Annotated in this window: 25 protein-coding genes; 17 read left to right on the top strand and 8 right to left on the bottom strand. The window is 66.1% G+C overall.

What is annotated here, in order from left to right; translation table 11 throughout:
* Positions 1 to 10 precede the first annotated feature (10 nt).
* Positions 11 to 550 carry a dihydrofolate reductase family protein gene (locus E4S58_RS14610; protein WP_136637191.1) on the top strand — a complete coding sequence of 180 codons (540 nt, stop codon included), beginning with the start codon at positions 11 to 13 and terminating at the stop codon, positions 548 to 550.
* On the opposite strand, the gene E4S58_RS14615 is transcribed toward E4S58_RS14610, so the two are convergent.
* Positions 547 to 2,202, bottom strand: coding sequence for an NAD+ synthase (locus E4S58_RS14615; RefSeq protein WP_136637192.1), 1,656 nt, complete (start codon positions 2,200 to 2,202; stop codon positions 547 to 549). The two genes, E4S58_RS14610 and E4S58_RS14615, sit on opposite strands and share 4 nt — an antisense overlap.
* A gap of 150 nt (positions 2,203 to 2,352) precedes the next feature.
* On the opposite strand from E4S58_RS14615, the gene E4S58_RS14620 reads away from it, so the two are divergent.
* From E4S58_RS14620 to argF, 4 genes are all read left to right on the top strand, one after another.
* Complete coding sequence (locus E4S58_RS14620) at positions 2,353 to 3,822, top strand: MORN repeat-containing protein (RefSeq protein WP_420821284.1); 1,470 nt, start codon at positions 2,353 to 2,355, stop codon at positions 3,820 to 3,822.
* A gap of 138 nt (positions 3,823 to 3,960) precedes the next feature.
* Positions 3,961 to 4,203 carry a hypothetical protein gene (locus tag E4S58_RS14625; RefSeq protein ID WP_420821285.1) on the top strand — a complete coding sequence of 81 codons (243 nt, stop codon included), beginning with the start codon at positions 3,961 to 3,963 and terminating at the stop codon, positions 4,201 to 4,203.
* Between the two features lie 276 nt (positions 4,204 to 4,479).
* Positions 4,480 to 5,655, top strand: coding sequence for an aspartate aminotransferase family protein (locus E4S58_RS14630; RefSeq protein ID WP_136637194.1), 1,176 nt, complete (start codon positions 4,480 to 4,482; stop codon positions 5,653 to 5,655).
* Between the two features lie 99 nt (positions 5,656 to 5,754).
* Positions 5,755 to 6,681: an ornithine carbamoyltransferase gene (argF, locus tag E4S58_RS14635; protein ID WP_136637195.1), complete on the top strand. Its 927-nt coding sequence runs from the start codon at positions 5,755 to 5,757 to the stop codon at positions 6,679 to 6,681.
* A 103-nt stretch (positions 6,682 to 6,784) separates the two neighbouring features.
* On the opposite strand, the gene hrpB is transcribed toward argF, so the two are convergent.
* Positions 6,785 to 9,226 carry an ATP-dependent helicase HrpB gene (gene hrpB / locus E4S58_RS14640; protein ID WP_136637196.1) on the bottom strand — a complete coding sequence of 814 codons (2,442 nt, stop codon included), beginning with the start codon at positions 9,224 to 9,226 and terminating at the stop codon, positions 6,785 to 6,787.
* 361 nt (positions 9,227 to 9,587) lie between these two features.
* On the opposite strand from hrpB, the gene meaB reads away from it, so the two are divergent.
* The 4 genes from meaB (at position 9,588) to E4S58_RS14655 (ending at position 11,877) form a co-directional block, all read left to right on the top strand.
* Positions 9,588 to 10,565: a methylmalonyl Co-A mutase-associated GTPase MeaB gene (meaB, locus tag E4S58_RS14645; protein ID WP_136637197.1), complete on the top strand. Its 978-nt coding sequence runs from the start codon at positions 9,588 to 9,590 to the stop codon at positions 10,563 to 10,565.
* Between the two features lie 232 nt (positions 10,566 to 10,797).
* A complete protein-coding gene (gene rpmB, locus E4S58_RS14650) occupies positions 10,798 to 11,085 on the top strand; it encodes a 50S ribosomal protein L28 (RefSeq protein WP_136637198.1) in 288 nt (95 codons plus the stop codon).
* Positions 11,086 to 11,193: 108 nt separating this feature from the next.
* Positions 11,194 to 11,352 carry a hypothetical protein gene (locus tag E4S58_RS17925; RefSeq protein WP_169052678.1) on the top strand — a complete coding sequence of 53 codons (159 nt, stop codon included), beginning with the start codon at positions 11,194 to 11,196 and terminating at the stop codon, positions 11,350 to 11,352.
* 36 nt (positions 11,353 to 11,388) lie between these two features.
* Complete coding sequence (locus E4S58_RS14655; RefSeq protein ID WP_136637199.1) at positions 11,389 to 11,877, top strand: copper chaperone PCu(A)C; 489 nt, start codon at positions 11,389 to 11,391, stop codon at positions 11,875 to 11,877.
* Positions 11,878 to 11,914: 37 nt separating this feature from the next.
* Here the strand turns inward: E4S58_RS14655 and E4S58_RS14660 are convergent, their stop codons facing one another.
* A complete protein-coding gene (locus tag E4S58_RS14660; RefSeq protein ID WP_136637200.1) occupies positions 11,915 to 12,610 on the bottom strand; it encodes an NAD-dependent deacylase in 696 nt (231 codons plus the stop codon).
* 36 nt (positions 12,611 to 12,646) lie between these two features.
* On the opposite strand from E4S58_RS14660, the gene E4S58_RS14665 reads away from it, so the two are divergent.
* Positions 12,647 to 13,087 carry a low molecular weight protein-tyrosine-phosphatase gene (locus E4S58_RS14665; protein WP_136637201.1) on the top strand — a complete coding sequence of 147 codons (441 nt, stop codon included), beginning with the start codon at positions 12,647 to 12,649 and terminating at the stop codon, positions 13,085 to 13,087.
* Positions 13,088 to 13,091: 4 nt separating this feature from the next.
* Here E4S58_RS14665 and E4S58_RS14670 read toward each other — a convergent pair whose 3' ends face one another.
* Positions 13,092 to 13,397 carry a hypothetical protein gene (locus tag E4S58_RS14670; RefSeq protein WP_136637202.1) on the bottom strand — a complete coding sequence of 102 codons (306 nt, stop codon included), beginning with the start codon at positions 13,395 to 13,397 and terminating at the stop codon, positions 13,092 to 13,094.
* Positions 13,398 to 13,644: 247 nt separating this feature from the next.
* A complete protein-coding gene (locus E4S58_RS14675) occupies positions 13,645 to 14,427 on the bottom strand; it encodes an MBL fold metallo-hydrolase (protein ID WP_136637203.1) in 783 nt (260 codons plus the stop codon).
* 192 nt (positions 14,428 to 14,619) lie between these two features.
* Here E4S58_RS14675 and lepA point away from each other — a divergent pair, with 192 nt between their 5' ends.
* A complete protein-coding gene (gene lepA, locus E4S58_RS14680) occupies positions 14,620 to 16,419 on the top strand; it encodes a translation elongation factor 4 (RefSeq protein WP_136637204.1) in 1,800 nt (599 codons plus the stop codon).
* A 159-nt stretch (positions 16,420 to 16,578) separates the two neighbouring features.
* Here lepA and E4S58_RS18145 read toward each other — a convergent pair whose 3' ends face one another.
* Positions 16,579 to 17,190, bottom strand: coding sequence for an REP-associated tyrosine transposase (locus E4S58_RS18145; protein WP_420821286.1), 612 nt, complete (start codon positions 17,188 to 17,190; stop codon positions 16,579 to 16,581).
* Between the two features lie 33 nt (positions 17,191 to 17,223).
* Between E4S58_RS18145 and E4S58_RS14690 the strand changes: the two genes are divergently transcribed.
* Both E4S58_RS14690 and E4S58_RS14695 read left to right on the top strand, forming a co-directional pair.
* Positions 17,224 to 18,093 (top strand): DUF1353 domain-containing protein, encoded by an 870-nt coding sequence (locus tag E4S58_RS14690; RefSeq protein WP_169052679.1) that lies wholly within the window; start codon positions 17,224 to 17,226, stop codon positions 18,091 to 18,093.
* A 79-nt stretch (positions 18,094 to 18,172) separates the two neighbouring features.
* A complete protein-coding gene (locus tag E4S58_RS14695) occupies positions 18,173 to 18,355 on the top strand; it encodes a CTP synthetase (RefSeq protein WP_136637207.1) in 183 nt (60 codons plus the stop codon).
* On the opposite strand, the gene E4S58_RS14700 is transcribed toward E4S58_RS14695, so the two are convergent.
* Positions 18,343 to 19,116: an alpha/beta fold hydrolase gene (locus E4S58_RS14700; protein ID WP_136637208.1), complete on the bottom strand. Its 774-nt coding sequence runs from the start codon at positions 19,114 to 19,116 to the stop codon at positions 18,343 to 18,345. The two genes, E4S58_RS14695 and E4S58_RS14700, sit on opposite strands and share 13 nt — an antisense overlap.
* Before the next feature lie 90 nt (positions 19,117 to 19,206).
* On the opposite strand from E4S58_RS14700, the gene E4S58_RS14705 reads away from it, so the two are divergent.
* Positions 19,207 to 19,581 (top strand): hypothetical protein, encoded by a 375-nt coding sequence (locus E4S58_RS14705; protein ID WP_136637209.1) that lies wholly within the window; start codon positions 19,207 to 19,209, stop codon positions 19,579 to 19,581.
* Between the two features lie 89 nt (positions 19,582 to 19,670).
* Here E4S58_RS14705 and glyA read toward each other — a convergent pair whose 3' ends face one another.
* On the bottom strand, positions 19,671 to 20,963 hold the full coding sequence (gene glyA / locus E4S58_RS14710; RefSeq protein ID WP_136637210.1) for a serine hydroxymethyltransferase: 1,293 nt from the start codon (positions 20,961 to 20,963) through the stop codon (positions 19,671 to 19,673).
* Positions 20,964 to 21,137: 174 nt separating this feature from the next.
* Here glyA and E4S58_RS14715 point away from each other — a divergent pair, with 174 nt between their 5' ends.
* The 3 genes from E4S58_RS14715 (at position 21,138) to E4S58_RS14725 (ending at position 23,158) form a co-directional block, all read left to right on the top strand.
* Positions 21,138 to 21,899: an NAD kinase gene (locus E4S58_RS14715; RefSeq protein WP_136637211.1), complete on the top strand. Its 762-nt coding sequence runs from the start codon at positions 21,138 to 21,140 to the stop codon at positions 21,897 to 21,899.
* Between the two features lie 68 nt (positions 21,900 to 21,967).
* Positions 21,968 to 22,891 carry a bifunctional helix-turn-helix transcriptional regulator/GNAT family N-acetyltransferase gene (locus tag E4S58_RS14720; protein WP_136637212.1) on the top strand — a complete coding sequence of 308 codons (924 nt, stop codon included), beginning with the start codon at positions 21,968 to 21,970 and terminating at the stop codon, positions 22,889 to 22,891.
* A 69-nt stretch (positions 22,892 to 22,960) separates the two neighbouring features.
* Positions 22,961 to 23,158, top strand: coding sequence for a CsbD family protein (locus E4S58_RS14725; RefSeq protein WP_136637213.1), 198 nt, complete (start codon positions 22,961 to 22,963; stop codon positions 23,156 to 23,158).
* Positions 23,159 to 23,160: the final 2 nt, after the last annotated feature.

Below are 23,160 nucleotides of genomic sequence, written 5' to 3' on the forward strand. Positions count from 1 at the left end.
GGAGGCTTCCATGGCCCGCCTTGTCTTCGCAATGAACCTGTCGCTCGACGGCTACGTCGATCACGAGGAAGCTGCGCCGGACCCGGTGCTGTTCCAGCACTGGATCGATTACGCAGGCCGCATCTCGGGCAGCCTCTATGGCAGCCGTGTCTACCAGCTGATGCGCTATTGGGAGGTCGACGATCCCGCCTGGTCAGCGGCCGAGCATGCCTTTGCCAAGGCCTGGCGCGCGCAGCCCGTCTGGGTCGCGTCGCAATCGCTGAGCTCGGTCGGGCCGGGCGCGGAACTGATCTCAGGTGATCTGGAACCCTTCGTGCGCGATCTGAAGGGCCGGGTGGAGGGCGAGATCGACGTGTCCGGACCGACCCTGGCCCACAGCCTGGGCCAGATGGGGCTGATCGACGAATACCGGCTGTATTTCCATCCCGGTGTGCTTGGGCAGGGGCAACCGTTCTTTCGCGGCCCGCTGCCCCGGCTGCGTTTCAACGGCATGAAGCAGGTCAGCGACAGCGTCGTCTGCCTCAGCTATCTGCCGGGACAGGACGCCTAGCCGTCGCGCCAGCGATTGACGATCGGATAGCGGCGGTCCAGCCAGAAGGCGCTCTTGGTCAGGCGTGTGCCGGGTGCGGACTGGAAGCGTTTGTATTCGCTGAGATAAATCAGCCGCTCGACCTTCTTGGCATCGTCGTGGGCATAGCCCGCCGCCACGCAATCCGCGATCGAGGCGTCACGGTCGACCAGCAGTTCAAGCAGCCCGTCCAGCACTGGGTAGTCGGGGAGCGAGTCGCTGTCCTTCTGGTCGGGGCGCAGTTCGGCGGACGGCGGCTTGGTGATGATGCGGTCGGGGATGACCTCGCCCTCGGGGCCCATCATCCAGTCGCGGTGATTGACGTTGCGCCAGCGGCACTGTTCGAAGACGCGCGTCTTGTAGAGATCCTTGATCGGGTTGTAGCCGCCCGCCATGTCGCCATAGATCGTGGCATAGCCGACCGCGACCTCGGACTTGTTGCCGGTGGTCAGCAGCATTTCCCCGAACTTGTTCGACAGCGCCATCAGCAGCAGCCCGCGCAGGCGGGACTGGATGTTTTCTTCCGTAAGGTCGGGCTCGGTCCCTTCGAAAAGCGGTGCGAGGGTTGCGGTGATCGCCTGCCTTCCGGCGGCGATCGGGACAAAGTCATAGCGGCAGCCAAGTGCCTCGGCGCAGGCCTTGGCGTCCTCGAGCGAGTGGTCCGAGGTGTATTCCGACGGCAGCATGACGCAGCGCACGTTGTCGGGGCCAAGCGCGTCTGCGGCGATGGTCGCGACGATGGCGCTGTCGATCCCGCCCGACAGACCCAGCAGTACCTTCTTGAACCCGGTCTTGCCGCAGTAATCGCGCAGGGATTCGACCATGCAGCGATAGTCCTGTTCCCATTCGTCGGGCTGGTGCGCCTTTTCGCCCGGCTCGATCCGCCAGCCTTCGGGCCCGCGCGTCAGGTCGATCTGCCGGATCTCTTCGTCGAAGGGGGGCAGGATGAAGGCCAGCTCACCGCCCGGGTTCAGGCCGAAGGTGGCGCCGTCGAAGACCTGGTCGTCCTGGCCGCCCACCATGTTCAGATAGATCAGTGGCAGGCCGGTTTCGACCACGCGCGCCACCATCTGGTTCATCCGCATGTCCAGCTTGCCGCGATAGTAGGGCGATCCATTGGGCACCAGCAGGAATTCGGCCCCGGTCTCGGCCAGGGTTTCCGGCACCTCCGCGTGCCAGGCGTCTTCGCAGATCGGCGATCCGATGCGCGTGTTGCCGACCGAATAGGGCCCGCCGAGCGGCCCGCTGTCGTAAAGCCGCACCTCGTCAAAGACCGTCTCGTTCGGCAGGTTGTGCTTGAGCACCCGGCTGGTGATCTTGCCCTTCGACAGGATGTAGTAGGCGTTATAAAGGCCCGCGCCCTCCAGCGCCGGGCCGCCGATCGCCAGCGCGGGGCCGTCGGCACAGTCCGTCGCCAGCGCTTCGATCGCGGCGATGGCGGCCTGGTGGAACACCGGTTTCTCGATCAGGTCCTGCGTCTGGTAGCCGGTGATGAACATCTCGGGCAGGGCGACCAGGTGGGCGTCGGCGGCCTTGCCTTGCGCCCAGGCGTCACGCGCCTTGGCGGCATTGCCGGAAAGATCGCCCACGGTCGGGTTCAGCTGGGCCAGGGTGATGCGGAAACGGTCGGTCATGGCGGGCCTTTTCGTCTGTCCTTGCGCCTGCTTAGCGGCACGTCTGCGTGAGGGAAAGGCGAATTGGGCGAAAGGCATTGCGGCGCGATGTGGTGGCGTCTAGGTTTTCCGCGGTCCGGTTTGCCCTAACTGCGGACCGTGGGAGAGTTGATGACCATGATGCAAAAGACCCTTGGATCCCTTCTGTCCGGCGCGGCCCTGACGCTTGTGCTGACCACCGCTGCGCTGGCGCAGCAGGTGCAGACCAAGCAGTACGACGACGGCGGCGTCTATGAAGGCACCTTCAAGGATGGGTTGCAGCACGGCACCGGCACCTACACCCTGCCCAATGGCTATGAATATTCGGGCGACTGGGTCGAGGGCGAGATCCGCGGCCGCGGCATCGCCAAGTTCCCGAACGGATCGGTCTACGAGGGCGAATTCTCCAAGGGCAAGCCGCAGGGCGTGGGCAAGATCACCTTCTCCGACGGCGGCACCTACGAAGGTGACTGGGACGAGGGCAAGATCAACGGGCGCGGCGTGGCGCATTATGCCAACGACACCACCTACGAAGGCGAGTTCTTCAACGCCATGCACCACGGGCGCGGCGTGATGACCGCGCCGGGCGGCTATATCTACGATGGCGACTGGGTCAACGGCGTCAAGGAAGGTGAGGGCACGATCACCTATCCTGACGGCGCGATCTATGTCGGCCAGATTGTGCGCGGCGCGCGCGAGGGGCAGGGCAAGCTGACCATGCCCGACGGGCTGATCTACGAAGGCACCTGGGCGAATGGCCAGATCGACGGCATCGGCACGCTGACGCAACCCAACGGCGACATCTACGAAGGTGCCCTGGTCGAAGGGCGGCGCGAAGGGCGCGGCAAGGTCACCTATGCCAATGGCGATGTCTACGAGGGCGATTTTTCGGACGACATGCGCCACGGCAAGGGGCGCTTTACCGGCACCGACGGCTATGTCTATTCGGGCGACTGGGTGAACGGAAAGATCGAAGGCATGGGCCGGGTCACCTATCCCGACGGGTCGATCTACGAAGGCGCCTTCACCGATGACCTGGCCAATGGTCAGGGCAAGATCACCTATCCCGACGGCGCGACCTATGACGGCGGCTGGAGCGATGGGCTGATCGACGGCAAAGGCATCGCCACCTATCCCAACGGCCTGACCTACGAGGGCGATTTTGTCGCGGCGCAGAACGAAGGCTTCGGCGTGATGACCTACCCCGACGGCTACCGCTACGAGGGCGCGTGGGTCGGCGGCGAACGGCAGGGCAAGGGCCGTGCGACCTATCCCGATGGCACGGTCTACGAAGGCGATTTCGTGGCTGGCGAACGCGACGGGCAGGGCACCATCACCATGCCCGACGGCTTCACCTACACCGGCGGCTGGAAAGCGGGCGAGATCACCGGCGAAGGCGTGGCTACCTACGCCAACGGCGACCGCTACGAAGGCTTCTTCGAAGCCGGACGCCGCCAGGGCCAGGGCGTGATGACCTATGCCTCTGGGGAAACCGAAAGCGGCGAATGGATCAACGGCGCGCTGCCGGCCGAAGAGGGCGAGGCCGCCGCGACCCCCGGCGACACGACCCCCGGTGACACGGCCCCTGCGGCCACCGAATAGCGCGCGCCAGCAGGCGGCCACGGCCCCGCCCGGATTGACAGATACGCCGTTTGCATCATCTGATGGGGCACCCGTCGTGCCGGGCCCGTTCCGCACGACCTGTCGAAACAAGCAAAAGGTGCCGCCATCTCTGCCCAGTTGATCGCAGCCGTCATACTGACCCCCTTTGCCCTGGCCTTCGTCTATGCCGGGATCCACGAATACCTGCGCTACAAGTCCGACGGGCGGGCGACCTACGGGCTGGTCTACGACGAAGACACCGGGACGACCCATGTCACCGGCATCGGTGAGGACGATACCGCCTACGACCCCGATGACTACGACCCCGCCAGTTACAATGATCCCGACATCGCCACCGACCCGGACGCCGACAAGGCGTGACAGGCATCGGGACAGGCATCGGGACAGGCGTCGGGACGGGCGGCGTGATGCACCCGCGCCACGACCCGCCACCCCACGGGGGCCGATCACGAATTCCGCTTCACAGCCCGGCGCGCGCAGGCTATGCCCTGCGCATGACCAAGCTGGCCCATATCGCACAGATCCGACGCCGACGCCTCCGCGCCTGACGTCCCGCCCGCCTGTTCATTTCCCATATTGTTGACTTTTCCCCGAGGGCTATGCTTCCTCAGGGCTTCCCAATCAGAGGATAACGCGATGATCCCGTCCGTTCTGCCGACCTATTCCCGTGCGCCGCTTCATTTCGTGAAGGGCGAAGGCTCCTGGCTGATCGAGGAGGACGGCCGCCGATTCCTCGATCTCGGCTCGGGCATCGCCGTCGCCGCGCTGGGCCATTCCAACCCGATCGTGGTGAATGCCCTGACCGACCAGGCGCAGAAACTCTGGCATGTGTCGAACCTCTACGAGATCCCGCAGCAGCAGGCGCTGGCCGATGCGCTGGTCGATGCCACCTTTGCCGACACGGTCTTCTTTACCAATTCGGGCACCGAGTCGACCGAGCTGGGCGTCAAGATGGTCCGCAAGTACTGGTACGAAAAGGGCCAGCCCGACCGGGTCGAGATCATTACCTTCACCGGCGCCTTCCATGGCCGGTCCTCGGCCGCCATCGCCGCCGCGCCGACGGAAAAGATGGTCAAGGGCTTCGGGCCGCTGCTTCCGGGGTTCAAACAGCTGCCCTTCGGCGATCTCGACGCGCTGAAGGCCGCCGTGACCGACAAGACCGCCGCGATCCTGATCGAACCGATCCAGGGCGAAGGCGGCATCCACGTGCTGCCCGACGATCACATGAAGGCGCTGCGCCAGATCTGCGACGACACCGGCACGCTGCTGATCTTCGACGAGATCCAGTGCGGCATGGGCCGCACGGGTCGGCTGTTCGCGCATGAATGGGCGGGCGTGACGCCTGATGTCATGCTGGTGGCCAAGGGCATCGGCGGCGGCTTCCCGCTTGGCGCGGTGCTGGCCACCGAAGACGCGGCTTCGGGCATGGTCGCGGGCACGCATGGATCGACCTACGGTGGCAACCCGCTTGGCTGTGCCGTGGGCCTCGCCGTGGTGCGCGCGATCACCGAAGACGGGTTCCTGGACGGGGTGCGCCGCAAGGCCTCGGCCCTGCGCCAGAAGCTCGAGGGCCTTGTCGCCGACAACCCCGAGATCTTCGAAGAGGTGCGCGGCCAGGGCTTCATGCTGGGTCTGAGGACCAAGGTCGCCCCGGTCGATTTCGTCAAGGCAGGCTACGCCGAAGAGCTGATCACGGTTCCCGCCGCCGACAACGTCGTGCGTCTGTTGCCCGCGCTGACCCTGTCCGAGGACGAGATCGCCGAAGCCATCGACCGTCTGGACCGGACCGCGAAGCGCATGGCCTCGGCCTGATCTTCACCTTTCCAGAAATACTCCGGGGTTGCCGATCCGTGCCCCGCACGGATCGGCAGGGGCAGAGCCCCTTTCCCCGCCCGCCGAAGGACCGACGCGATGAACCATTTCCTTGATATCCACACGACCGACAAATCCGACCTGCGCGGCATGATTGATCAGGCCCGCACCATGAAGGACGCCCGCGCCGGCCGTCCCAAGGGCGCGCCGGATGACGAACTGCCGCTGGACGGCCGCATGGTCGCGCTGATCTTCGAAAAGCCCTCGACCCGGACGCGGGTGTCCTTTGACGTGGGCGTGCGCCAGATGGGTGGCCAGACCATGGTTCTGTCGGGCCAGGACATGCAGCTGGGCCATGGCGAGACGATCGCCGACACCGCCCGGGTGCTGTCGCGCTATGTCGACATGATCATGATCCGGACCTTCGACGAAGATGTCCTGTACGAGATGTCCGAATATGCCTCGGTTCCCGTCATCAACGGGCTGACCGACCGCACGCACCCCTGCCAGATCATGGCCGACATCCTGACCTTCGAGGAACACCGCGGGTCGATCGCAGGCAAGAAGGTGGTCTGGATGGGCGACGGCAACAACGTCTTTGCCTCGTTCCTGCATGCGGCGCAGCAGTTCGATTTCTCGCTGACCTTCTGCGGCCCGCAACAGCTGGATCCCGACCGCGAATTCGTCGACATGGCGCGCGAGGCGGGGGTCGATTTCACCATCCAGCGCGACCCCTGGAAGGGCGTGGACGGCGCAGACCTGGTCGTTGCGGATACCTGGGTGTCGATGCACGATGCGCAGTCGTCGCGCGAACGTCGCCACAACCTGCTGCGGGCCTACCAGGTGAATGATCGCCTGATGGAGGCCGCGGGCAAGGACGCGCTGTTCATGCATTGCCTGCCCGCGCACCGTGAGGAAGAGGTGACCTCGTCGGTCATGGACGGCCCGCAGTCGGTGATCTTTGACGAGGCCGAAAACCGGCTGCATGCCCAGAAGGCCGTCATGCGCTGGTGCCTCGGCGCCTGAGCATCATGGGGTAGGGAGGGCGCTGCCCTCCCTCGGCGCTCTGCGCCTCACCCTCCCGAGGTATTTTTGACCAGAAGAAGACGGGCCGGGCTGTCTGCCCCTGTCAGCCCTTGCGGGGTTTGGCGCGCAGGGTCGGATCGGCCTGGGTCGGATCCTCGGGCCAGGGGTGCTTGGGGTATTGCGCGCGCATGTCCTTGCGCACATCGGCGTAGGAGCCGGACCAGAAGCCGGGCAGGTCGGCTGTCGTCTGGATCGGGCGGCCTGCGGGGGACAGCAGCGTGACCTTCAGTGGCGTGCGGCCAACCATCGGGTGCACTGTCTGGCCGAACATTTCCTGCAGGCGCAGCGCGATTTCCGGCGGGTCCGAGGCATAGTCGATCGCGATCTGCCGCCCAAGCGGCGTGGTGAACTGCGCGGGGGCCAGCCGGTTAAGCGTCTGGCTCTGGCCCCAGTCGAGCCGGGCCTTGAGCGCGGGCAGGATATCGAACTTGCGCCACCCGGCCGCGTCCCTGACGCCCCGCAAGTGCGGCAGCAGCCAGTCGTCCAGCGTACCCATCAACGTGTCGTCGTCGAAGGCGGGCAGACCTGCGTCCGGGCCGACCAGCTGCGCGCGGGCGAGGAAGAGGCGGGCCTTGTCACTGATCGTCAGGCCGAGGTCTCGGACACCGTCGAGCATGGCTTTCGCGATCGCTTCCTCCGGGGCGTCCTTCCACAGGCGGTCGTCCAGCGCGATGGCGCCAAGGCGTTCCTGTTGCCGGGCGATGACGCGTCGGTCGCGTTTCGACCAGTCGCAGGTGTCGATCCATTTGATGCGGTCGGGAAAGGCGGCGCGGATTTCGGTCGCGCTGATCTGGACGGCCTGCCGGATCTTTGCCTCGCGCGGGTCGCCGTCCAGGTCGGTGGCGACGAGGAAGGGGGCGGCGGCCAGCGTGTCGCCCTCGGGCAGGATCGCGCCCTTGCCGCCGGACAGCACATAGCGCGGCTGGTCGCCCTTGCGGCGCTGCCCGATGCGGTCAGGATAGGCCAGCGCGGCCATCTCTGCCAGCGGCATCTCGGGGGCGTCAGGGGCGAGGCGGCTGAGGCGTTTTGCTTCGTCGCGGATCCGGTTCAGCGCGCCGCGGTCTGGTTGCCATGGGTGGCGGTCGGTGTAGCGGCGCAGGTCGCTCTGCGCCTCGATCCGGAGGGAGAGATCCGTCGGCGCCCCGCGCGGCAGCGGATCGCGGTCGGCCAGCAGGGCGGCGAGCGTGGCCGCCTGTCTGCCAGCGCGGGCCAGCATGTTGGCCAGGCGCGGATGGGTCGGCAGCCGGGCCAGCGCGCGACCGTGGTCGGTGATCAATCCACCGTCAAGCGCACCCAGATCGGTCAGCAGCGTGACGGCCTCGGCATAGGTACCGGGGTTCGGTGGCGTCAGCAGCGGCACCGCATCGGGCGTGGCGCCCCATTGCGCCAGGTCGAGGGCGAGGGGGGCGAGGTCGGCGGTCTCGATCTCGGGCGGGGCGAAGGCGGGCAGGGCGCCGTCCTCGCCGCGGGTCCAGAGCCTGTAGCAGGTGCCCTCGGCCACCCGGCCCGCGCGGCCCGCGCGTTGCGTCGCCTCGGCCTTCGAGACCCGTTCGGTGACCAGCCGTGACATCCCCGACCCGGGGTCGAACCGGGCGCGGCGGGCGCGGCCCGCGTCGATCACCACCCGGACATCTTCGATCGTCAGGGATGTTTGGGCGATGGAGGTGGCGAGGACGATCTTGCGGCCCGTGTCCGCCGGGCGGATGGCGGCCCGTTGCGCGGGCAGGGGCATGGCCCCGAAGAGCGTGTGCAGGTGGGTGTCCTTGGGCAGGCGGTCCTTCAGGCGGGCCTCGGTCCGGCGGATCTCGCCCTCGCCGGGCAGGAAGACCAGGACGCCGCCTTGGGTTTCCGGGAGCGCCGCGAGCACGGCATCGGCGGTGATCTGGTCGATCCTGGCGTCCCTGGGGGCGGGGCGGTCGGCGTGGCGGATATCGACCGGAAAGGCGCGGCCTTCGGATGTCAGGATCGGCGCCGACATCAGCGCCGCCACCGGCGCGGCGTCCAGCGTGGCGGACATGGCCAGCAGGATCAGGTCGTCGCGCAGGGCGCCCGCGATTTCGAGGCAGAGGGCGAGGCCCAGATCCGCGTTCAGGCTGCGTTCATGGAATTCGTCAAAGATCACCGCGCCGATGCCCGTGAGTTCCGGGTCGGACTGGATCATCCGGGTCAGGATGCCTTCGGTGACGACCTCGATCCTTGTGGCCTTGGATGTCTTCGCCTCGCCCCGGATGCGGTAGCCGACGGTCTGGCCGGTCTCTTCGCCCAGGGTGGCGGCCATGCGGTCGGCGGCGGCGCGGGCGGCAAGGCGGCGGGGTTCCAGCATGACGATCTTCTGCCCGGTGAGGTCCGCGTCGAGCATGGCGAGCGGCACCCGGGTCGTCTTGCCCGCGCCGGGCGGGGCCTGCAGCACGGCGCGACCCATATCGCGCAGGGCGTCGATCAGGGCGGGCAGGGTGTCGTCGATGGGCAGGGGCGTGCGGGTCATGGTTGTCTTATCGGGGATTGGACGTGGGGATGCCAGATGGGGTGCCACCGTAAGATGTCGGCTGATCGTATTGACGAGGGCAGCGACCGGCCCGAGGGTGGCGCGAAAGCGCCGGTCGCCATTCGAGCGCCATTGGTCCGAGTGACAATGGCGACGGGGGCGGGCCCCTCTCGGTGCTTGCTTGCAAACACCTGCCGGTCAATGCGGCGCAGCCCGCCGTATCCGCCGGGCGGGACACATGACCGGTGTCTAGCATGAGCATGGCGAACCTGATGCCGAGCGCAGGCCTCGACCCCGCCCAGACGGGTTGCCGCGCCCATGACCCCGGGGCATACAAGACCCCGGTTTGACGGGGGATCGCATGGATATCGCAGCACTGGCCGACAAGATCGCAGGCGGGGACCGCCGCAGCCTTTCCCGGGCCATCACGCTGGTGGAATCAGGGCGGGCGGATCACCGGGCGCAGGCGATCGAATTGCTCGAGGCGCTGGCCGGGCGGGACGGGCCGCAGGCGCTTCGGATCGGGCTGTCAGGTACCCCCGGCGTCGGCAAGTCGACCTTCATCGAGTCGTTCGGCATGATGCTGACCGGCCTGGGGCTGCGCGTCGCGGTGCTGGCGGTCGATCCGTCCTCGGCGCGGTCGGGCGGGTCGATCCTGGGGGACAAGACGCGGATGGAACGGCTGTCGCGCGACCCGAACGCCTTCATCCGGCCCTCGCCCTCGCAGACGCAGCTGGGCGGCGTGGCGCGCCGGTCGCGCGAGGCGGTGGCGCTGTGCGAGGCGGCGGGGTTTGACGTGGTGCTGGTGGAAACCGTGGGCGTCGGCCAGTCCGAGACGATGGTGTCCGAGATGACGGATCTGTTCCTGCTGCTGCTGGCACCTGCGGGGGGTGACGAGCTTCAGGGGGTCAAGCGTGGCATCATGGAGATGGCCGACGTGATCCTTGTGAACAAGGCGGATGGAGAGCTGAAATCCACCGCGACGCGCACCTGTGCGGACTATGCCGGCGCGCTTCGGCTTCTGCGCAAGCGGCCGCAGGATCCCGAAGGGTTTCCCAAGGCGATGACGGTGTCGGCGGTCGAGGAGACCGGGTTGGAAAAGGCCTGGGCCGAGATGCAGGCGCTGAGCGACTGGCGGCGCGAGACCGGGCATTTCGACGGGCGACGGGCCGAACAGGCGCGGTACTGGTTCCGCGAGGATGTGAAGAACGGCTTGCTGGCGCAGCTCAACGCGGCGCAGGCGCGCGACGACATGGCCCGGCTGGCCGAGGCGGTCGCGGGCGGGCAGAAGACGGCCACGGCGGCGGCGGAAGAGATGCTGGCACGGTTGCGCGGCTGATCCGGGCAGTGGTCTGGGTGGCGGGGTGCGGATGCCTCCGGCGGGAGTATTTCCGGGAAGGTGAAGGGGATTTTCCGCCAGTGCGAAAAGCTGAGAGGCGGGTCTTGACGAGTCGGGGATAGGGGCGTATCAGGCCCGGACTGAATTCGGGGCGCGGTCCATGACTGTGCCCATTTGCTTTCCGACCCTGGGCGCGACCATTCGCCCCGACAGATGAGACGAGGAGTGACCCATGTCGCGCCGTTGCGAACTGACCGGTAAAGGCCCGATGACTGGCAACAATGTCAGCCACGCCAACAACAAGACCCGTCGCCGGTTTCTGCCGAACCTGAATGACGTGTCCCTGCGCTCTGAAGCGCTTGGCCGCAACATCAAGCTGCGCATTTCCGCCGCAGCCCTGCGGACCGTGGACCACCGCGGTGGCCTGGACAAGTTCCTGGCCAAGGCGAAGGACGCCGAGCTGTCCGCCGCCGCGCTGAAAGTCAAAAAAGAAATCGCGAAGGTCCAGGCCGAGGCCTGATCCTTTCGATCGCGGATTTCGCAGCCTCGTCCGGGTGACCGGATGGGGCTGTTTCCGTTTGTCACACTTTATTTCCGGCCTTGCCGTGGATAGATCGCAGTCATGTGCGTGATCCGACATCCTGGCCTGCCGTGGCTGACGATCCTGCGGGTCGTGATGACCGGGCAGGCGGCGGCCCATGCCGCGCCGGAACCCTCGGTGGCCTTGCCCGTCGGGGCGGCCAGCGTCGGGGTTTGCGCGGCGCGGGGGCTGCCGGGATGGGCGTGATCCCGATTTTCCGACACAAGATCCAAAGGACTTAGCATGCGTATACGAACCCCGGCCCTTGCCGCCCTGTCCACCCTGTCGCTTGCGACCGCCGCGCTGGCGGATATCGAGGTCCGCGATGCCTATGCCCGGTCTTCGGGGCCGTCCGCCATGGCGGGTGCGGCCTTCATGACGCTGGTGAACACCGGCGACGATGATGACCGGCTGATCGACGTGCGTTCGGGCGTGGCCAAGCGGGCCGAGCTGCACACCCATATCGCGGGCGATGACGGCGTGATGAAGATGCGTCGGGTCGGGGATGGCTTTGCCGTGCCCGCCGGGGGCGAACATAACCTGGCGCGGGGGGGCGATCACGTGATGTTCATGGGGCTGACCACGGCCTTCGAACAGGGCATGACCTTTCCGGTCACGCTGGTGTTCGAGAAGGCGGGCGAAATGACCATCGACGTGCCCGTGGATCTTGAACGCCAGGATCCCATGGATCACGGAGCGATGGACCATTCGAAGACAGCGCCGTCGCACTGAGCCATCGGACCCCGGTGTCGCGCCGGGGGGTGCGCGGTCAGCCGCGCGCCAGGACCTCGTCGACCCAGTCGGGCACAGTCCGGGTCGCCGGACCGAACCGCGTTTCGGCGAAGTCGGACACCACCGCCGAGGGCTCCAGGTTGATCTCGACCGTATGGGCGCCGGCGCGGTCGGCCTCCTGCACGAAGCCGGCGGCGGGATAGACATTGCCCGAGGTGCCGATGGCGGCGAACAGCGTGCAGCCTGCCAGGGCCTCGAAGATCTCCTCCATGTGATAGGGCATCTCTCCGAACCAGACGACATCGGGACGGGCGGCGGGGGCGTTGCAGACCGGGCAGGCATGGCCGGGATGCATTTCGGCGGGGGCCTCCCACCTGTGGCCGCAGGCGGCACACAGCGCCCCGGCCAGATGCCCGTGCATGTGGATCACGCGGTCGGAGCCGCCCTTTTCATGCAGCGCATCGACGTTCTGGGTGATCAGCGTGACCAGCCCGGGATAGTCGCGCTGCAACCGGGCGATCGCCTTGTGGGCCGCGTTCGGGGCGACCGTGGCGGCCTTCTGGCGGCGGGCGTTGTAGAAGGCGTGGACCAGCGCAGGATCGCGGGCGAATCCTTCGGGGGTGGCGACCTCTTCGACGCGGCGGTCTTCCCACAGCCCGCCCGCGCCCCGAAAGGTGCCCATGCCGCTTTCGGCGGAGATGCCCGCGCCGGTCAGGATGACGATGTGGTCCATGGTTGCTCCTTTCGGTGTACGGGGGCAGGATAGCGCATGGCCCACCCGACCCGCATCCTCTTTGTCTGTCTGGGAAATGTCTGCCGCTCACCGGCGGCCGAAGGGGTGGTGCGGGCCATGGCGCCCAACCTGACGCTGGACAGCTGTGGCACCGGCGGCTGGCACGTGGGCGATCCGCCCTATGGCCCGATGCAGGCGGCGGCGAAGGCCCGGGGGTACGATCTGTCGGCGCTCAGGGCACGGCAGTTCGACCGGGCGGACTTTACGCGGTTCGACCTGATCCTTTGCATGGACGGCGCGAACCTGCGCGGGGTCGAGGCGTTGCGGCCACCGGGCGTCACCACGCCCGTGCGGCTGTTCACGGATTACGCCCCCGAAAGGGGCGTGTCAGACGTGCCCGACCCCTACTACACGCGCGATTTCGACGGGGCGCTGGACCTGATCGAGGCCTGCGCCCGCGGTCTGACGCGCGCCTAGGCGATCACGACGCGCAGGTCTGCGTCGCGTTGGCGCCGAAGGCCTTGTATTTCTGCCAGAACGCCTTCTGCGACGAACTGCCCGACATCTTGATGTCCTGCGCCATCTGCGGCTTGCGGAAGATCTTGGCGGCCAGGCGTTGGTCGCTGCGGTCCAGCGTCCGGTTGGCGACCTGCTGCAGGCAACCACACAGCGCATAGCTGCGGGCGTTGCGGTCAGAGGCCATGCAGGCGCGGCTGATCGGCCCTGCTTCGGCTGCGGCGGAGGAAAGGATAAGCGCGGCCGATGCCGCGAGAAGATGAATGCGCATTCTACTGCCTTTGTCCCAGGTCCGGGTTTGCCCCGGGTCGTTCACGGTAACCATCTGCGGTCGACGTTTTGCCGTTTCCGCACAAGCCGCAATAAACCAAATTCGTTAAGATTTATCAAGTTTTCCACAGGCGGGCAGCGCATCGGCAAGGGTTCGCCGATCGGCGTATCCTGGACGAGAGATGCGAGCGCAGAAAGGCCCGCCGACAGATCAGTCGGCGGGCCTTTTTGCGACGAAGCGTGGGCGATCAGGCGCTCTGGCCGTAGAACGATCCGACGACAACCTCGGTCGTGCTGCCGGCGGCGCTGAGGCCTGCTTCGAACTTGCCGACGTCACTGCCCTTGTAGTGGTAGGGGTAGACGACCTTGGGGGCGAATTCCGCCACCGCGCTGGCGGCCTGTGCCTCGTCCATGGTGTAGGGCAGGTTGAAGGGCACGAAGGCGATGTCGATGTCGGTCAGCGCGCGCATCTCGGGGATGTCCTCGGTGTCGCCGGCGATGTAGACGCGCAGACCGTCGACCGACAGGATATAGCCGTTGTCGCGGCCCTGCGGGTGATACTGCAGCCGGTCCTCGGTCAGGTTGTAGGCGGGGATCGCCTCGATCGGCAGGCCGCGGGCCTCGCCGGTGTCGCCGTTGGACATCGAGGCCGTCTTGGCCTTCATTTCTTCGGGCAGCTTGTCGAAGACCGTCGGGTTGGCGACCATGGTCACGTTGTCGTTCCACAGCGCGTCCAGCGTCGGCTGGTCGTAGTGGTCGCCGTGGTGGTGGGTGATCAGGATCAGATCGGGGGCGGGGAAATCCTTGTAGAGATCCGCGCCGCCGACGGGATCGTTGTAGATCACGCCCGCCGGGGTCTCCATCACGAAAGAGGCATGCGAGACCGGGTGGATCACGATCTCTCCGTTGGCGGTGGTGTAGGTGTCGCCGGCCATGGCGGCGTGGCTTTCGGCCATCGCGGCATAGGGGCGGATCAGCGTGGTGCCTGCAGCGGCGGCGCCGGTCAGCAGGATCGTGCGTCGGGTCAGCATGGTCGTCTCTCCCTGGGTTTGGTCTTGGGGCAAGGATAGGACGGGCGGGGGGCTTGACCGATCACGAATGCGTTAGAGAGCGGGCCGGGCAGGCCTTCTCGCGGCCACGCCGCGACGGGTTCGGACCGCTGCTGTGACCATGCCCGCTCATGCCATCTTCCACGGGCGCGAAACCTCTGCTATCTGGCGCGAATGACCGATCTCGCACATATCCGCAACTTCTCAATCGTTGCCCATATCGACCACGGTAAATCCACCCTGGCCGACCGTCTGATCCAATCGACGAACACCGTCTCGGAACGCGAGATGAAAGAGCAGCTGCTCGACGCGATGGACATCGAGCGCGAACGCGGGATCACCATCAAGGCGAACACCGTCCGGATCGAATACATCGCGCAGGACGGCGACACCTATGTGCTGAACCTGATCGACACCCCCGGACACGTCGACTTTGCCTACGAGGTCTCGCGGTCCATGCGCGCGGTCGAAGGATCGCTGCTGGTCGTCGACTCGACCCAGGGGGTCGAGGCGCAGACGCTGGCCAACGTCTATCAGGCGATCGACGCGGATCATGAAATCGTCCCCGTCCTCAACAAGATCGACCTGCCTGCGTCCGAACCCGAACGGGTGAAGGAACAGATCGAGGACGTGATCGGCATCGACGCCTCCGAAGCCATGCTGGTTTCGGCCAAGTCGGGCATCGGCATTGCCGAAACGCTCGAGGCGATCATCAAACGGCTGCCCGCGCCCAAGGGCGACCGCAACGCGCCGCTCAAGGCGATGCTGGTCGACAGCTGGTATGACCCCTATCTCGGCGTGGTCGTTCTGGTGCGGATCATGGATGGCGTCCTGAAAAAGGGCGACCAGATCAAGATGATGCAGACGGACGCCAAGTACCAGGTCGACCGCATCGGCGTCTTCCGTCCCGCGATGCAGAACGTCACCGAACTGGGCCCGGGCGAGATCGGGTTCCTGACCGCACAGATCAAGCAGGTGCGCGACACCAAGGTCGGCGACACGATCACCACCGAGAAGAAGGGTTGCGAAAAACCGCTGCCGGGCTTCAAACCGTCGATCCCGGTCGTCTTCTGTGGCCTTTTCCCCGTGGATTCCGCCGAATTCGAGGATCTGCGCGACGCGATCGAGAAGCTGGCGCTGAACGACGCTTCGTTTTCGTATGAAATGGAGACCTCGGCCGCGCTTGGCTTTGGCTTCCGCTGCGGTTTCCTCGGGTTGCTGCACCTCGAGGTCATCCGCGACCGGATCGAGCGTGAATATGACATCGAACTGATCACCACCGCGCCCTCGGTGATCTACCACGTCTACATGCGCGACGGGTCGAAGATCGACCTGCACAACCCCGCCGACATGCCCGACATGACTCATGTCGATCATATCGAGGAACCGCGGATCAAGGCGACCATCATGGTGCCCGACGAATACCTGGGCGACGTGCTGAAGCTCTGCCAGGACCGGCGGGGGATCCAGATGGACCTCACCTACGTCGGCGGCCGCGCCATGGCCGTCTATGACCTGCCGCTGAACGAGGTCGTCTTCGACTTCTACGACCGGCTGAAATCGGTGACCAAGGGCTATGCGTCCTTCGATTACCAGCTTGAGGGGTACCGCGAGGACAACCTCGTCAAGATGCAGATCCTGGTGAACGACGAACCCGTCGACGCGCTGTCGATGATGGTCCACCGCGACCGGGCCGAGATGCGGGGCCGGGCGATGTGCGAGAAGCTCAAGGACCTGATCCCGCGCCACATGTTCAAGATCCCGATCCAGGCCGCCATCGGCGGCAAGGTCATCGCCCGCGAAACCCTCGCCGCGCTGCGCAAGGACGTGACGGCCAAGTGCTATGGCGGCGACGCCACCCGGAAGCGCAAGCTGCTGGACAAGCAGAAGGCCGGCAAGAAGAAGATGCGGCAGTTCGGGAAGGTGGATATCCCGCAGGAAGCGTTTATCAGCGCGCTTAAGATGGATAATTAATCCATCTTAAGCGTGAGTGCGCGAAAGCGAATTGGCTTTAGCCAAATCGCGTGCGGCACCCGGTTGGGGTCCTTCCTACACATCGTTGGCGACGCCCGTAGGGTGCGTGCTTGCACGCACCGCCGCCAATGCCTGATATGGTGCGTGCAAGCACGCACCCTACGCGGCGTTCACAACCTTTTCGACGGCGCACGGACGCTCCCTTGGACACCGCGCGTCGGAATGGATGGATGACCATTGCCAGTCGTGCGGTGTATCGACGAGGCCATGTTTGACCGGGTTGGCCCAGCAATATTCCAGCAGTCTGTGAAATTCGCGGTCTGACCGGATGTGATGCTCCCAGTACCGTCTCTGCCAGATCCCCCGTTCCGCGCGCCGGACGTGGCTTGGTCGCCGCGGGCCCGGGTCCAGCTGTCGGGAAAACCGTGACTTTATCAGGCGCCATCGCGTCGGATAGTCGCTGTCGCCGTCTGGCATCTGCCAGATGCAGTGCATGTGGTCCGGCAAGACCACCCATGCCTCTATCGCGAAGGGACGTTCGGCGCGGGTCCGGCGCACGGCAGTGCGCAGCAGGTCGACCTGCCTAACCAGGAGGTCGCTGTCGCGATCGGCGAGAGTGACGGTGAAAAAGATCCTGGCCCCGGACAAATGGGGGCGGCGGTAGTTGGGCATGCGGCCAAGGTGCCGCAAACTGGTTAGGAAAGGCTGAACACCCCCCGGCAACATTACCATCTTGCCCGACGCCCCCCCACGTGGAATCATCCCGGCCATTCAAGTCAGTCTTTGTCTCAGCCGGATTTCCCTGTGCCCGTTACGCGTCGTCTCTCCACACCCCGCCTGCGCCTTGCCCTGTCCATTGCCGCCTGGCCGCTTCTTGCGGCCTGCGTTCCGCCACCCGACAGCGATACGCGCGGGGCGACGTTCTGTACCGGGGCGGCGGGGACCTTCTGTGCCTTCGTGAATGCGCCGCTGCAGCTGGCCTCGGACATCGTGCGGCTGCCGCGCAGGCCCTATCCGTTCCAGCCGCTGGCGCAGGATCTGAACTTCGTCGACGCGCGGCAGCAGACCTGGATCGCGCCCAAGGGGATCCTGACGGACGGGGCGTCGATCCCGCCGGTCTTCGTGTCCGTCGTGGGGCGGCCGACCGATCCGGCCTTTGCCAAGGCGGCGGCGATCCACGACAGCTATTGCGGTGTCGGGAACGAAGCGACGCCCTATTACCACACGCGCCCCTGGCAGGCGACGCACCGCATGTTCTACGAGGCGCTGCGGGTCGGTGGCGCGTCCGAGAAGACCGCGAAGACCTTGTACGCCGCCGTCTACATGGGCGGGCCGCGCTGGCTGGTCACGCGGCCGCATCCGGTGGTCTCGACGCAGGGCACGGGGGATCCGGGCGCGCCTGCGGGGCAGGGGATCGAGCGGCCCGACCTAGCGCCTATCCCGCAAGGTGCTCTGCAGGATGCCCTGCGCGACATCATCGCCGAGATCGAGGCGCGGAATCCCGGGATCGGAGAGATCGAGCGTCTGGTGGATCAATCCGTCGGCGGGCTGCGCAGCGGCTTTGCGCGATCGAACCCGTCGTCGGGGGACCCGGATCGCGACCCTGACACCGGCTCCGGGATCGGGGACACGCTTGAAGAGGGCTCAACCTCGGACGAGCTGGCCGAGACCTGACGCGGTCGGGTGATCCAGATCAAGGCCGGTCGCGCGACCGTGGCGCACCCTGATCCCGGTATCACGAAAGGGACCGCCCATGCTGCGCCTGGCCTCCATGCTTTATTCGCTGATCGGCACGACCCTTGCGGGGTCGGCCGTTGTCGTGGCGCTGGTCACGGGGCAGGACACCCTGCGGCCGATCCTGATGGCCGCGGTGTTCGGGGCCGTCGCGGCGGTGCCGGTCACCTGGGCCGTGGCGCGTCGCCTTTACGACGCCTGACGATCCGGGGCGTCCAGGAAGGTCTGAACGGCGGTCAGGAAGGCCTCGGGGCGGTCGCCGTGCAGCAGGTGGCCGGCGCGGGGCAGCTTGGCCATATAGGCGTTCGGGAACAGCGTCTTGATGCGATCGCGGTGCTCGGGCAGGACATAATCGCTGTCGCCGCCGGACAGGAACAGCGCAGGGCCGTCGAACCGGCCCTCGACCTGCGGAAAGCCGACCAGCTTGTCCATCTCGGCGCGCAGGGTTCTGAGGTTGAAGCGCCAGCGCTTCTCGGCCAGATCGAAGGACTGGGTGAAGAACCCGGCATAGCCCGCGCTGACCCCCAGCTCCTGCAGGCGCGCGGTGACGTCGGACCGGCGGGTGACGGCAGACAGGTCGACGGCCTCCATCGCGTCGATCTTGTCGGTCTGGCTGTGGTCATAGGCGACGGGCGCGATATCGGCGATCACCAGGCGGCGCAGGCCCTCTGGCCGGGTCAGCGCCATCACCATGGACGACTTGCCGCCCATGGAATGGCCCATCAGATCCGCCGTGCCCAGGCTTTGCACGACCTCGGCCAGGTCACCCGCAAGGTCGGGATAGCTGTGGGTGTCCGTCCAGGGGCTGTCGCCGTGATTGCGCATGTCGACGCAGACCACGGTGCGGGTTTCGCTCAGTTTTCTCGCGACCCCGGCAAAGTTCTTGGCCGACCCGAACAGGCCGTGCGCGATGACAAGGGGGGTGGTCCCGGCGGGGCCGTCGTGGCGGATCATGTTCAACATGCCGCGACCCTAGGCCCGCGCCGGACGACTTGCCAGAGCGGTTGAGCACGCCGGAGCGGAATTGTAGGATTTGCCCAGAGGTGCTGCCAGATGTACGACGACTCCCGCTTCAATCGGCGCGTGAAAGAGGCCGAGACCGCGCTGAAGAAGGCCTTCGGCGGCAAGCCGGCCGACCTGCGTCAGGCGCTGGCGCGGGCCGGGCGGCGCCTTCCGATCCGGGCCCGCAAGGCCGGGGCCGAGATCCTGGCGGCGCAGGATCTGGCCGGGCATCCCAAGCTGCAGCAACAACTGGACGCCAAGAAACTGGACCGGGCCTTTGACCGGCTGATGGAGGGCATCCAGTCCGTCGACGTAAAGGACCTGCGCAGTCGGCGCCTGATCGGCGGGCTGGCGTCCCTGGCGTTCAACCTGCTGCTTCTGGCAGCGCTTGTCATCGCCTTTGCCAGGTGGCGCGGTTTGATCTGAAATGTTGCAAAAGGAAAGGGCCCGGCATCCTTTCGGCGCCGGACCTTTCTGAATTGTCGCATATGTGAAGGGGCGCGGGCCCCCGGATATCACATGTTCGGATACAGCGGGAACTTCGCGCAGAGCGCCGAGACCTCGGCTTTCACCTTTTCCTCGACCTCACCGTTGTCGGCGTCGCCGTTGGCTGCCAGGCCGTCCACGACCTCGACGATCCAGTCGGCGATCTGGCGGAATTCGGCCTCACCGAAGCCGCGCGTGGTGCCTGCGGGCGCACCCAGGCGGATGCCCGAGGTCACGAAGGGCTTTTCAGGATCGAAGGGCACGCCGTTCTTGTTGCAGGTGATGTGGGCGCGGCCCAGGGCGGCCTCGGCCGCCTTGCCGGTCACGCCCTTGGGACGCAGGTCGGCGAGGCAGAGGTGGTTGTCGGTGCCACCCGAGACGATGTTGATCCCACCCTTCATCAGCTGGTCGGCCATGGCCTGGGCGTTCTTCACGACCTGCGCGGCATAATCCTTGAACTCGGGGCGCAGGGCTTCACCGAAGGCCACGGCCTTGGCGGCGATGACATGCATCAGCGGACCACCCTGAAGGCCGGGGAACACGGCCGAGTTGATCTTCTTGGCGATCGCCTCGTCATTGGTCAGCACCATGCCACCGCGCGGACCGCGCAGGGATTTGTGCGTGGTGGTGGTCACGACATCGGCGATACCAATGGGCGAGGGGTGCACGCCGCCGGCCACGAGGCCCGCGATGTGGGCCATGTCGACCATCAGGTAGGCGCCAACCTCGTCCGCGATATCGCGGAACGCCTGCCAATCCCAGACGCGGGAATAGGCGGTGCCGCCGGCGACGATCAGCTTGGGCTTGTGTTCCAGCGCCTTGGCGCGGATGTCTTCCATATCAAGCAGTTCGTCCTGCTGGCGCACGCCGTAGGAGACGACGTTGAACCACTTGCCCGACATGTTCACCGGCGACCCGTGGGTCAGGTGACCGCCCGAGTTCAGATCGAGGCCCATGAAGGTGTCGCCCGGCTGCAGCAGCGCCAGAAAGACCGCCTGGTTCATCTGGCTGCCCGAGTTCGGCTGGACGTTCGCGAAGTTGCAGCCGAACAGCTCTTTGGCGCGTTCGATGGCCAGCTCCTCGGCCACGTCGACGAACTGGCAGCCACCATAGTAGCGCTTGCCCGGATAGCCTTCGGCGTACTTGTTCGTCATCACCGATCCCTGTGCCTCAAGCACGGCGGCCGAGACGATGTTCTCGGAGGCGATCAGCTCGATCTCGTCGCGCTGGCGGCCAAGTTCGTTGCGGATGGCACCGAAAATTTCGGGGTCGCGGGATTCAAGCGCTTCGGTGAAGAAGCCTTCGTCCTTGATGTCTTTCATGGCGGGATCTCCGATGGCAGGTTTGCGGGTTGCTTACCGGAATAGACCATAGGCTGGAAGGGGCGATTGTGACGCTTTCGGTTACGTTTGCGGCAGGGCTGGCAAGGCGCGGAAGTTTATGGTTGTTTCGGAAGGCGATAAGCGGAACGGAAACTCCGGCAGGGGATCGGCGGCATGGTGAAGAAACTGGCCTTTGTGGCCAGCCGGGGGCCCAAGGCGCGGCAGGCGCGGGACGAACTGGCGGCGCGATACGGCCATGTGCCCGAGGCCGAGGCCGATGTGATCGTGGCGCTTGGCGGTGATGGCTTCATGCTGTCCACGCTGCACCGGACGCAGCACCTGCACGCGCCGGTCTATGGCATGAACCGTGGCACCGTCGGCTTTTTGATGAACGAATTCCACGACATCGACCTGATGGAGCGGGTCGAGGCCGCCGAACTGGCGCTGATCAATCCGTTGTCGATGCGGGCGACCCGGGCCGACGGCAAGGTCACGCAGGAGCTGGCGATCAACGAGGTGTCGCTGCTGCGCGCGGGTCCACAGGCGGCCAAGCTGCGGATTTCCGTCGATGGCAAGGTCCGGATGGAGGAGCTTGTCTGCGACGGCGCACTGTTGGCCACCCCGGCCGGATCGACCGCCTACAACTATTCCGCCCACGGTCCGATCCTGCCGATCGATGCCGACGTTCTGGCCCTGACCGCCATCGCCCCCTTCCGGCCCCGGCGCTGGCGCGGGGCACTGATCCCTGTGGCCTCGCATGTGCGGTTCGACGTGCTCGAGCCCGAGAAACGCCCGGTGATGGCCGACGCCGACAGCCGGTCGGTGCCCAATGTGCTGTCGGTCGAAATCGTGTCCGAGCCGAAGATCGTGCACCGGCTGCTGTTCGATCCCGGCCATGGGCTTGAGGAGCGGTTGATCCGGGAACAGTTCATGTGACGGATATGTGTTGACTCGATCAACACAATGATCGACATCTGCAACCTGAGTGTTGCGGAGGTCATCACATGTACGCCAGTCTTGATCAGGTCGAAGCCGTTCGGCAGTTCAACCGGTTCTACACCGCATTCGTCGGCGCGCTGTCCGACCGCTTCCTCGGCACCGATTACGGGCTGACGCCGATGCGGGTGCTCTACCAGATCGGCATCGCCGGAGAGGCGGCGCCGACAGCTGCCGAGATTGCCCGTGCGGTCGGGCTGGACAAGGCGCAGGTCAGCCGGGCCGTCGCGGATCTGGAAAAGGGCGGCTTGCTGGACCGGCGCCCGGACCCCGACCATGCCAAGCGGTTGCGGCTGTTCCTGACGGGGAAGGGCCATGCGCTCTACCTCGACAACGTGCAGGCGCAGCAGGACCAGATCGGCGCCTACCTCGACACCCTGCGCGACGGAGAGCGTGAACGGCTGGTCGAGGTCCTGACCGAGGCCGAGCGCCTGCTGAGCGACCGCGGCGCGCCGGAGATCACCCTGCGCCGCATCCGTCCCGGCGACATGGGCTGGGTCATCGCGCAGCAGACCCGGCTGTATGTCCGCGAATACGGCTGGAACGGCGACTACGAGACGCTGGTGCTGAAGATCCTGTCCGACTTCGCCGCCCGCCAGCCCGCCCTGCGCGAAACCGGATGGCTGGCCGAGGTCGATGGCCAGCCCGCCGGTGCGGTCTTCGTGATGGAAAAGACCCCCGAGATCGCCCAATTGCGCCTGCTGCACGTCGAAGCCCATGCGCGCGGCCTGGGGCTGGGCGGTAAACTGGTTGATCAATGTCTCACATTCTCGACCGCCGTGGGCTATCGGCGGATCGAGCTTTGGACCAACGATGTGCTGACGGCTGCGCGGAAAATCTATCAATCCCGGGGGTTTGAGCTGATGGAGGAATCGCACCACATGTCTTTCGGGGCCAATCTGAAGGGGCAGACCTGGGGGCGCGACCTGTAGGTCGGCGGGAACCGCCCACGGGTCGTGTCGGTTGACCCTGCGAATGACATCTCAACGGAGGATACTGTCATGAACTGGGATCAAATCGAAGGCAATTGGAAGCAGATCAAGGGCGAGGCTCAGGTCCAGTGGGGCAAGCTGACCAACGATGACCTCGACGTTGTTGCGGGCAACCGCGAGAAGCTGGAAGGCAAGCTGCAGGAACGCTACGGCTATGCCAAGGACGAGGCCAAGCGCGAAGTCGACGACTTCATGTCTAAGCACTGACG

This window comes from Pseudooceanicola onchidii, from assembly GCF_004959925.1.
Lineage (GTDB): Bacteria > Pseudomonadota > Alphaproteobacteria > Rhodobacterales > Rhodobacteraceae > Pseudooceanicola > Pseudooceanicola onchidii.

Excerpts from the sequence above, each read along its gene's own strand:
- E4S58_RS14615 (WP_136637192.1), bottom strand. The coding sequence starts at position 2,202 with ATGACCGACCGTTTCCGCATCACCCTGGCCCAGCTGAACCCGACCGTG.
- E4S58_RS14630 (WP_136637194.1), top strand. The coding sequence starts at position 4,480 with ATGATCCCGTCCGTTCTGCCGACCTATTCCCGTGCGCCGCTTCATTTC.
- E4S58_RS14655 (WP_136637199.1), top strand. The coding sequence starts at position 11,389 with ATGCGTATACGAACCCCGGCCCTTGCCGCCCTGTCCACCCTGTCGCTT.
- E4S58_RS14670 (WP_136637202.1), bottom strand. The coding sequence starts at position 13,397 with ATGCGCATTCATCTTCTCGCGGCATCGGCCGCGCTTATCCTTTCCTCC.
- glyA (WP_136637210.1), bottom strand. The coding sequence starts at position 20,963 with ATGAAAGACATCAAGGACGAAGGCTTCTTCACCGAAGCGCTTGAATCC.
- E4S58_RS14725 (WP_136637213.1), top strand. The coding sequence starts at position 22,961 with ATGAACTGGGATCAAATCGAAGGCAATTGGAAGCAGATCAAGGGCGAG.
- E4S58_RS14660 (WP_136637200.1), bottom strand. The coding sequence starts at position 12,610 with ATGGACCACATCGTCATCCTGACCGGCGCGGGCATCTCCGCCGAAAGC.
- meaB (WP_136637197.1), top strand. The coding sequence starts at position 9,588 with ATGGATATCGCAGCACTGGCCGACAAGATCGCAGGCGGGGACCGCCGC.
- E4S58_RS14695 (WP_136637207.1), top strand. The coding sequence starts at position 18,173 with ATGCTGCGCCTGGCCTCCATGCTTTATTCGCTGATCGGCACGACCCTT.
- E4S58_RS14620 (WP_420821284.1), top strand. The coding sequence starts at position 2,353 with ATGACCATGATGCAAAAGACCCTTGGATCCCTTCTGTCCGGCGCGGCC.
- E4S58_RS14675 (WP_136637203.1), bottom strand. The coding sequence starts at position 14,427 with ATGCTGACCCGACGCACGATCCTGCTGACCGGCGCCGCCGCTGCAGGC.
- E4S58_RS18145 (WP_420821286.1), bottom strand. The coding sequence starts at position 17,190 with ATGGCCGGGATGATTCCACGTGGGGGGGCGTCGGGCAAGATGGTAATG.
- hrpB (WP_136637196.1), bottom strand. The coding sequence starts at position 9,226 with ATGACCCGCACGCCCCTGCCCATCGACGACACCCTGCCCGCCCTGATC.
- E4S58_RS14700 (WP_136637208.1), bottom strand. The coding sequence starts at position 19,116 with ATGTTGAACATGATCCGCCACGACGGCCCCGCCGGGACCACCCCCCTT.
- E4S58_RS14705 (WP_136637209.1), top strand. The coding sequence starts at position 19,207 with ATGTACGACGACTCCCGCTTCAATCGGCGCGTGAAAGAGGCCGAGACC.
- E4S58_RS14665 (WP_136637201.1), top strand. The coding sequence starts at position 12,647 with ATGGCCCACCCGACCCGCATCCTCTTTGTCTGTCTGGGAAATGTCTGC.
- E4S58_RS14610 (WP_136637191.1), top strand. The coding sequence starts at position 11 with ATGGCCCGCCTTGTCTTCGCAATGAACCTGTCGCTCGACGGCTACGTC.
- E4S58_RS14715 (WP_136637211.1), top strand. The coding sequence starts at position 21,138 with ATGGTGAAGAAACTGGCCTTTGTGGCCAGCCGGGGGCCCAAGGCGCGG.
- E4S58_RS14720 (WP_136637212.1), top strand. The coding sequence starts at position 21,968 with ATGTACGCCAGTCTTGATCAGGTCGAAGCCGTTCGGCAGTTCAACCGG.
- rpmB (WP_136637198.1), top strand. The coding sequence starts at position 10,798 with ATGTCGCGCCGTTGCGAACTGACCGGTAAAGGCCCGATGACTGGCAAC.
- argF (WP_136637195.1), top strand. The coding sequence starts at position 5,755 with ATGAACCATTTCCTTGATATCCACACGACCGACAAATCCGACCTGCGC.
- lepA (WP_136637204.1), top strand. The coding sequence starts at position 14,620 with ATGACCGATCTCGCACATATCCGCAACTTCTCAATCGTTGCCCATATC.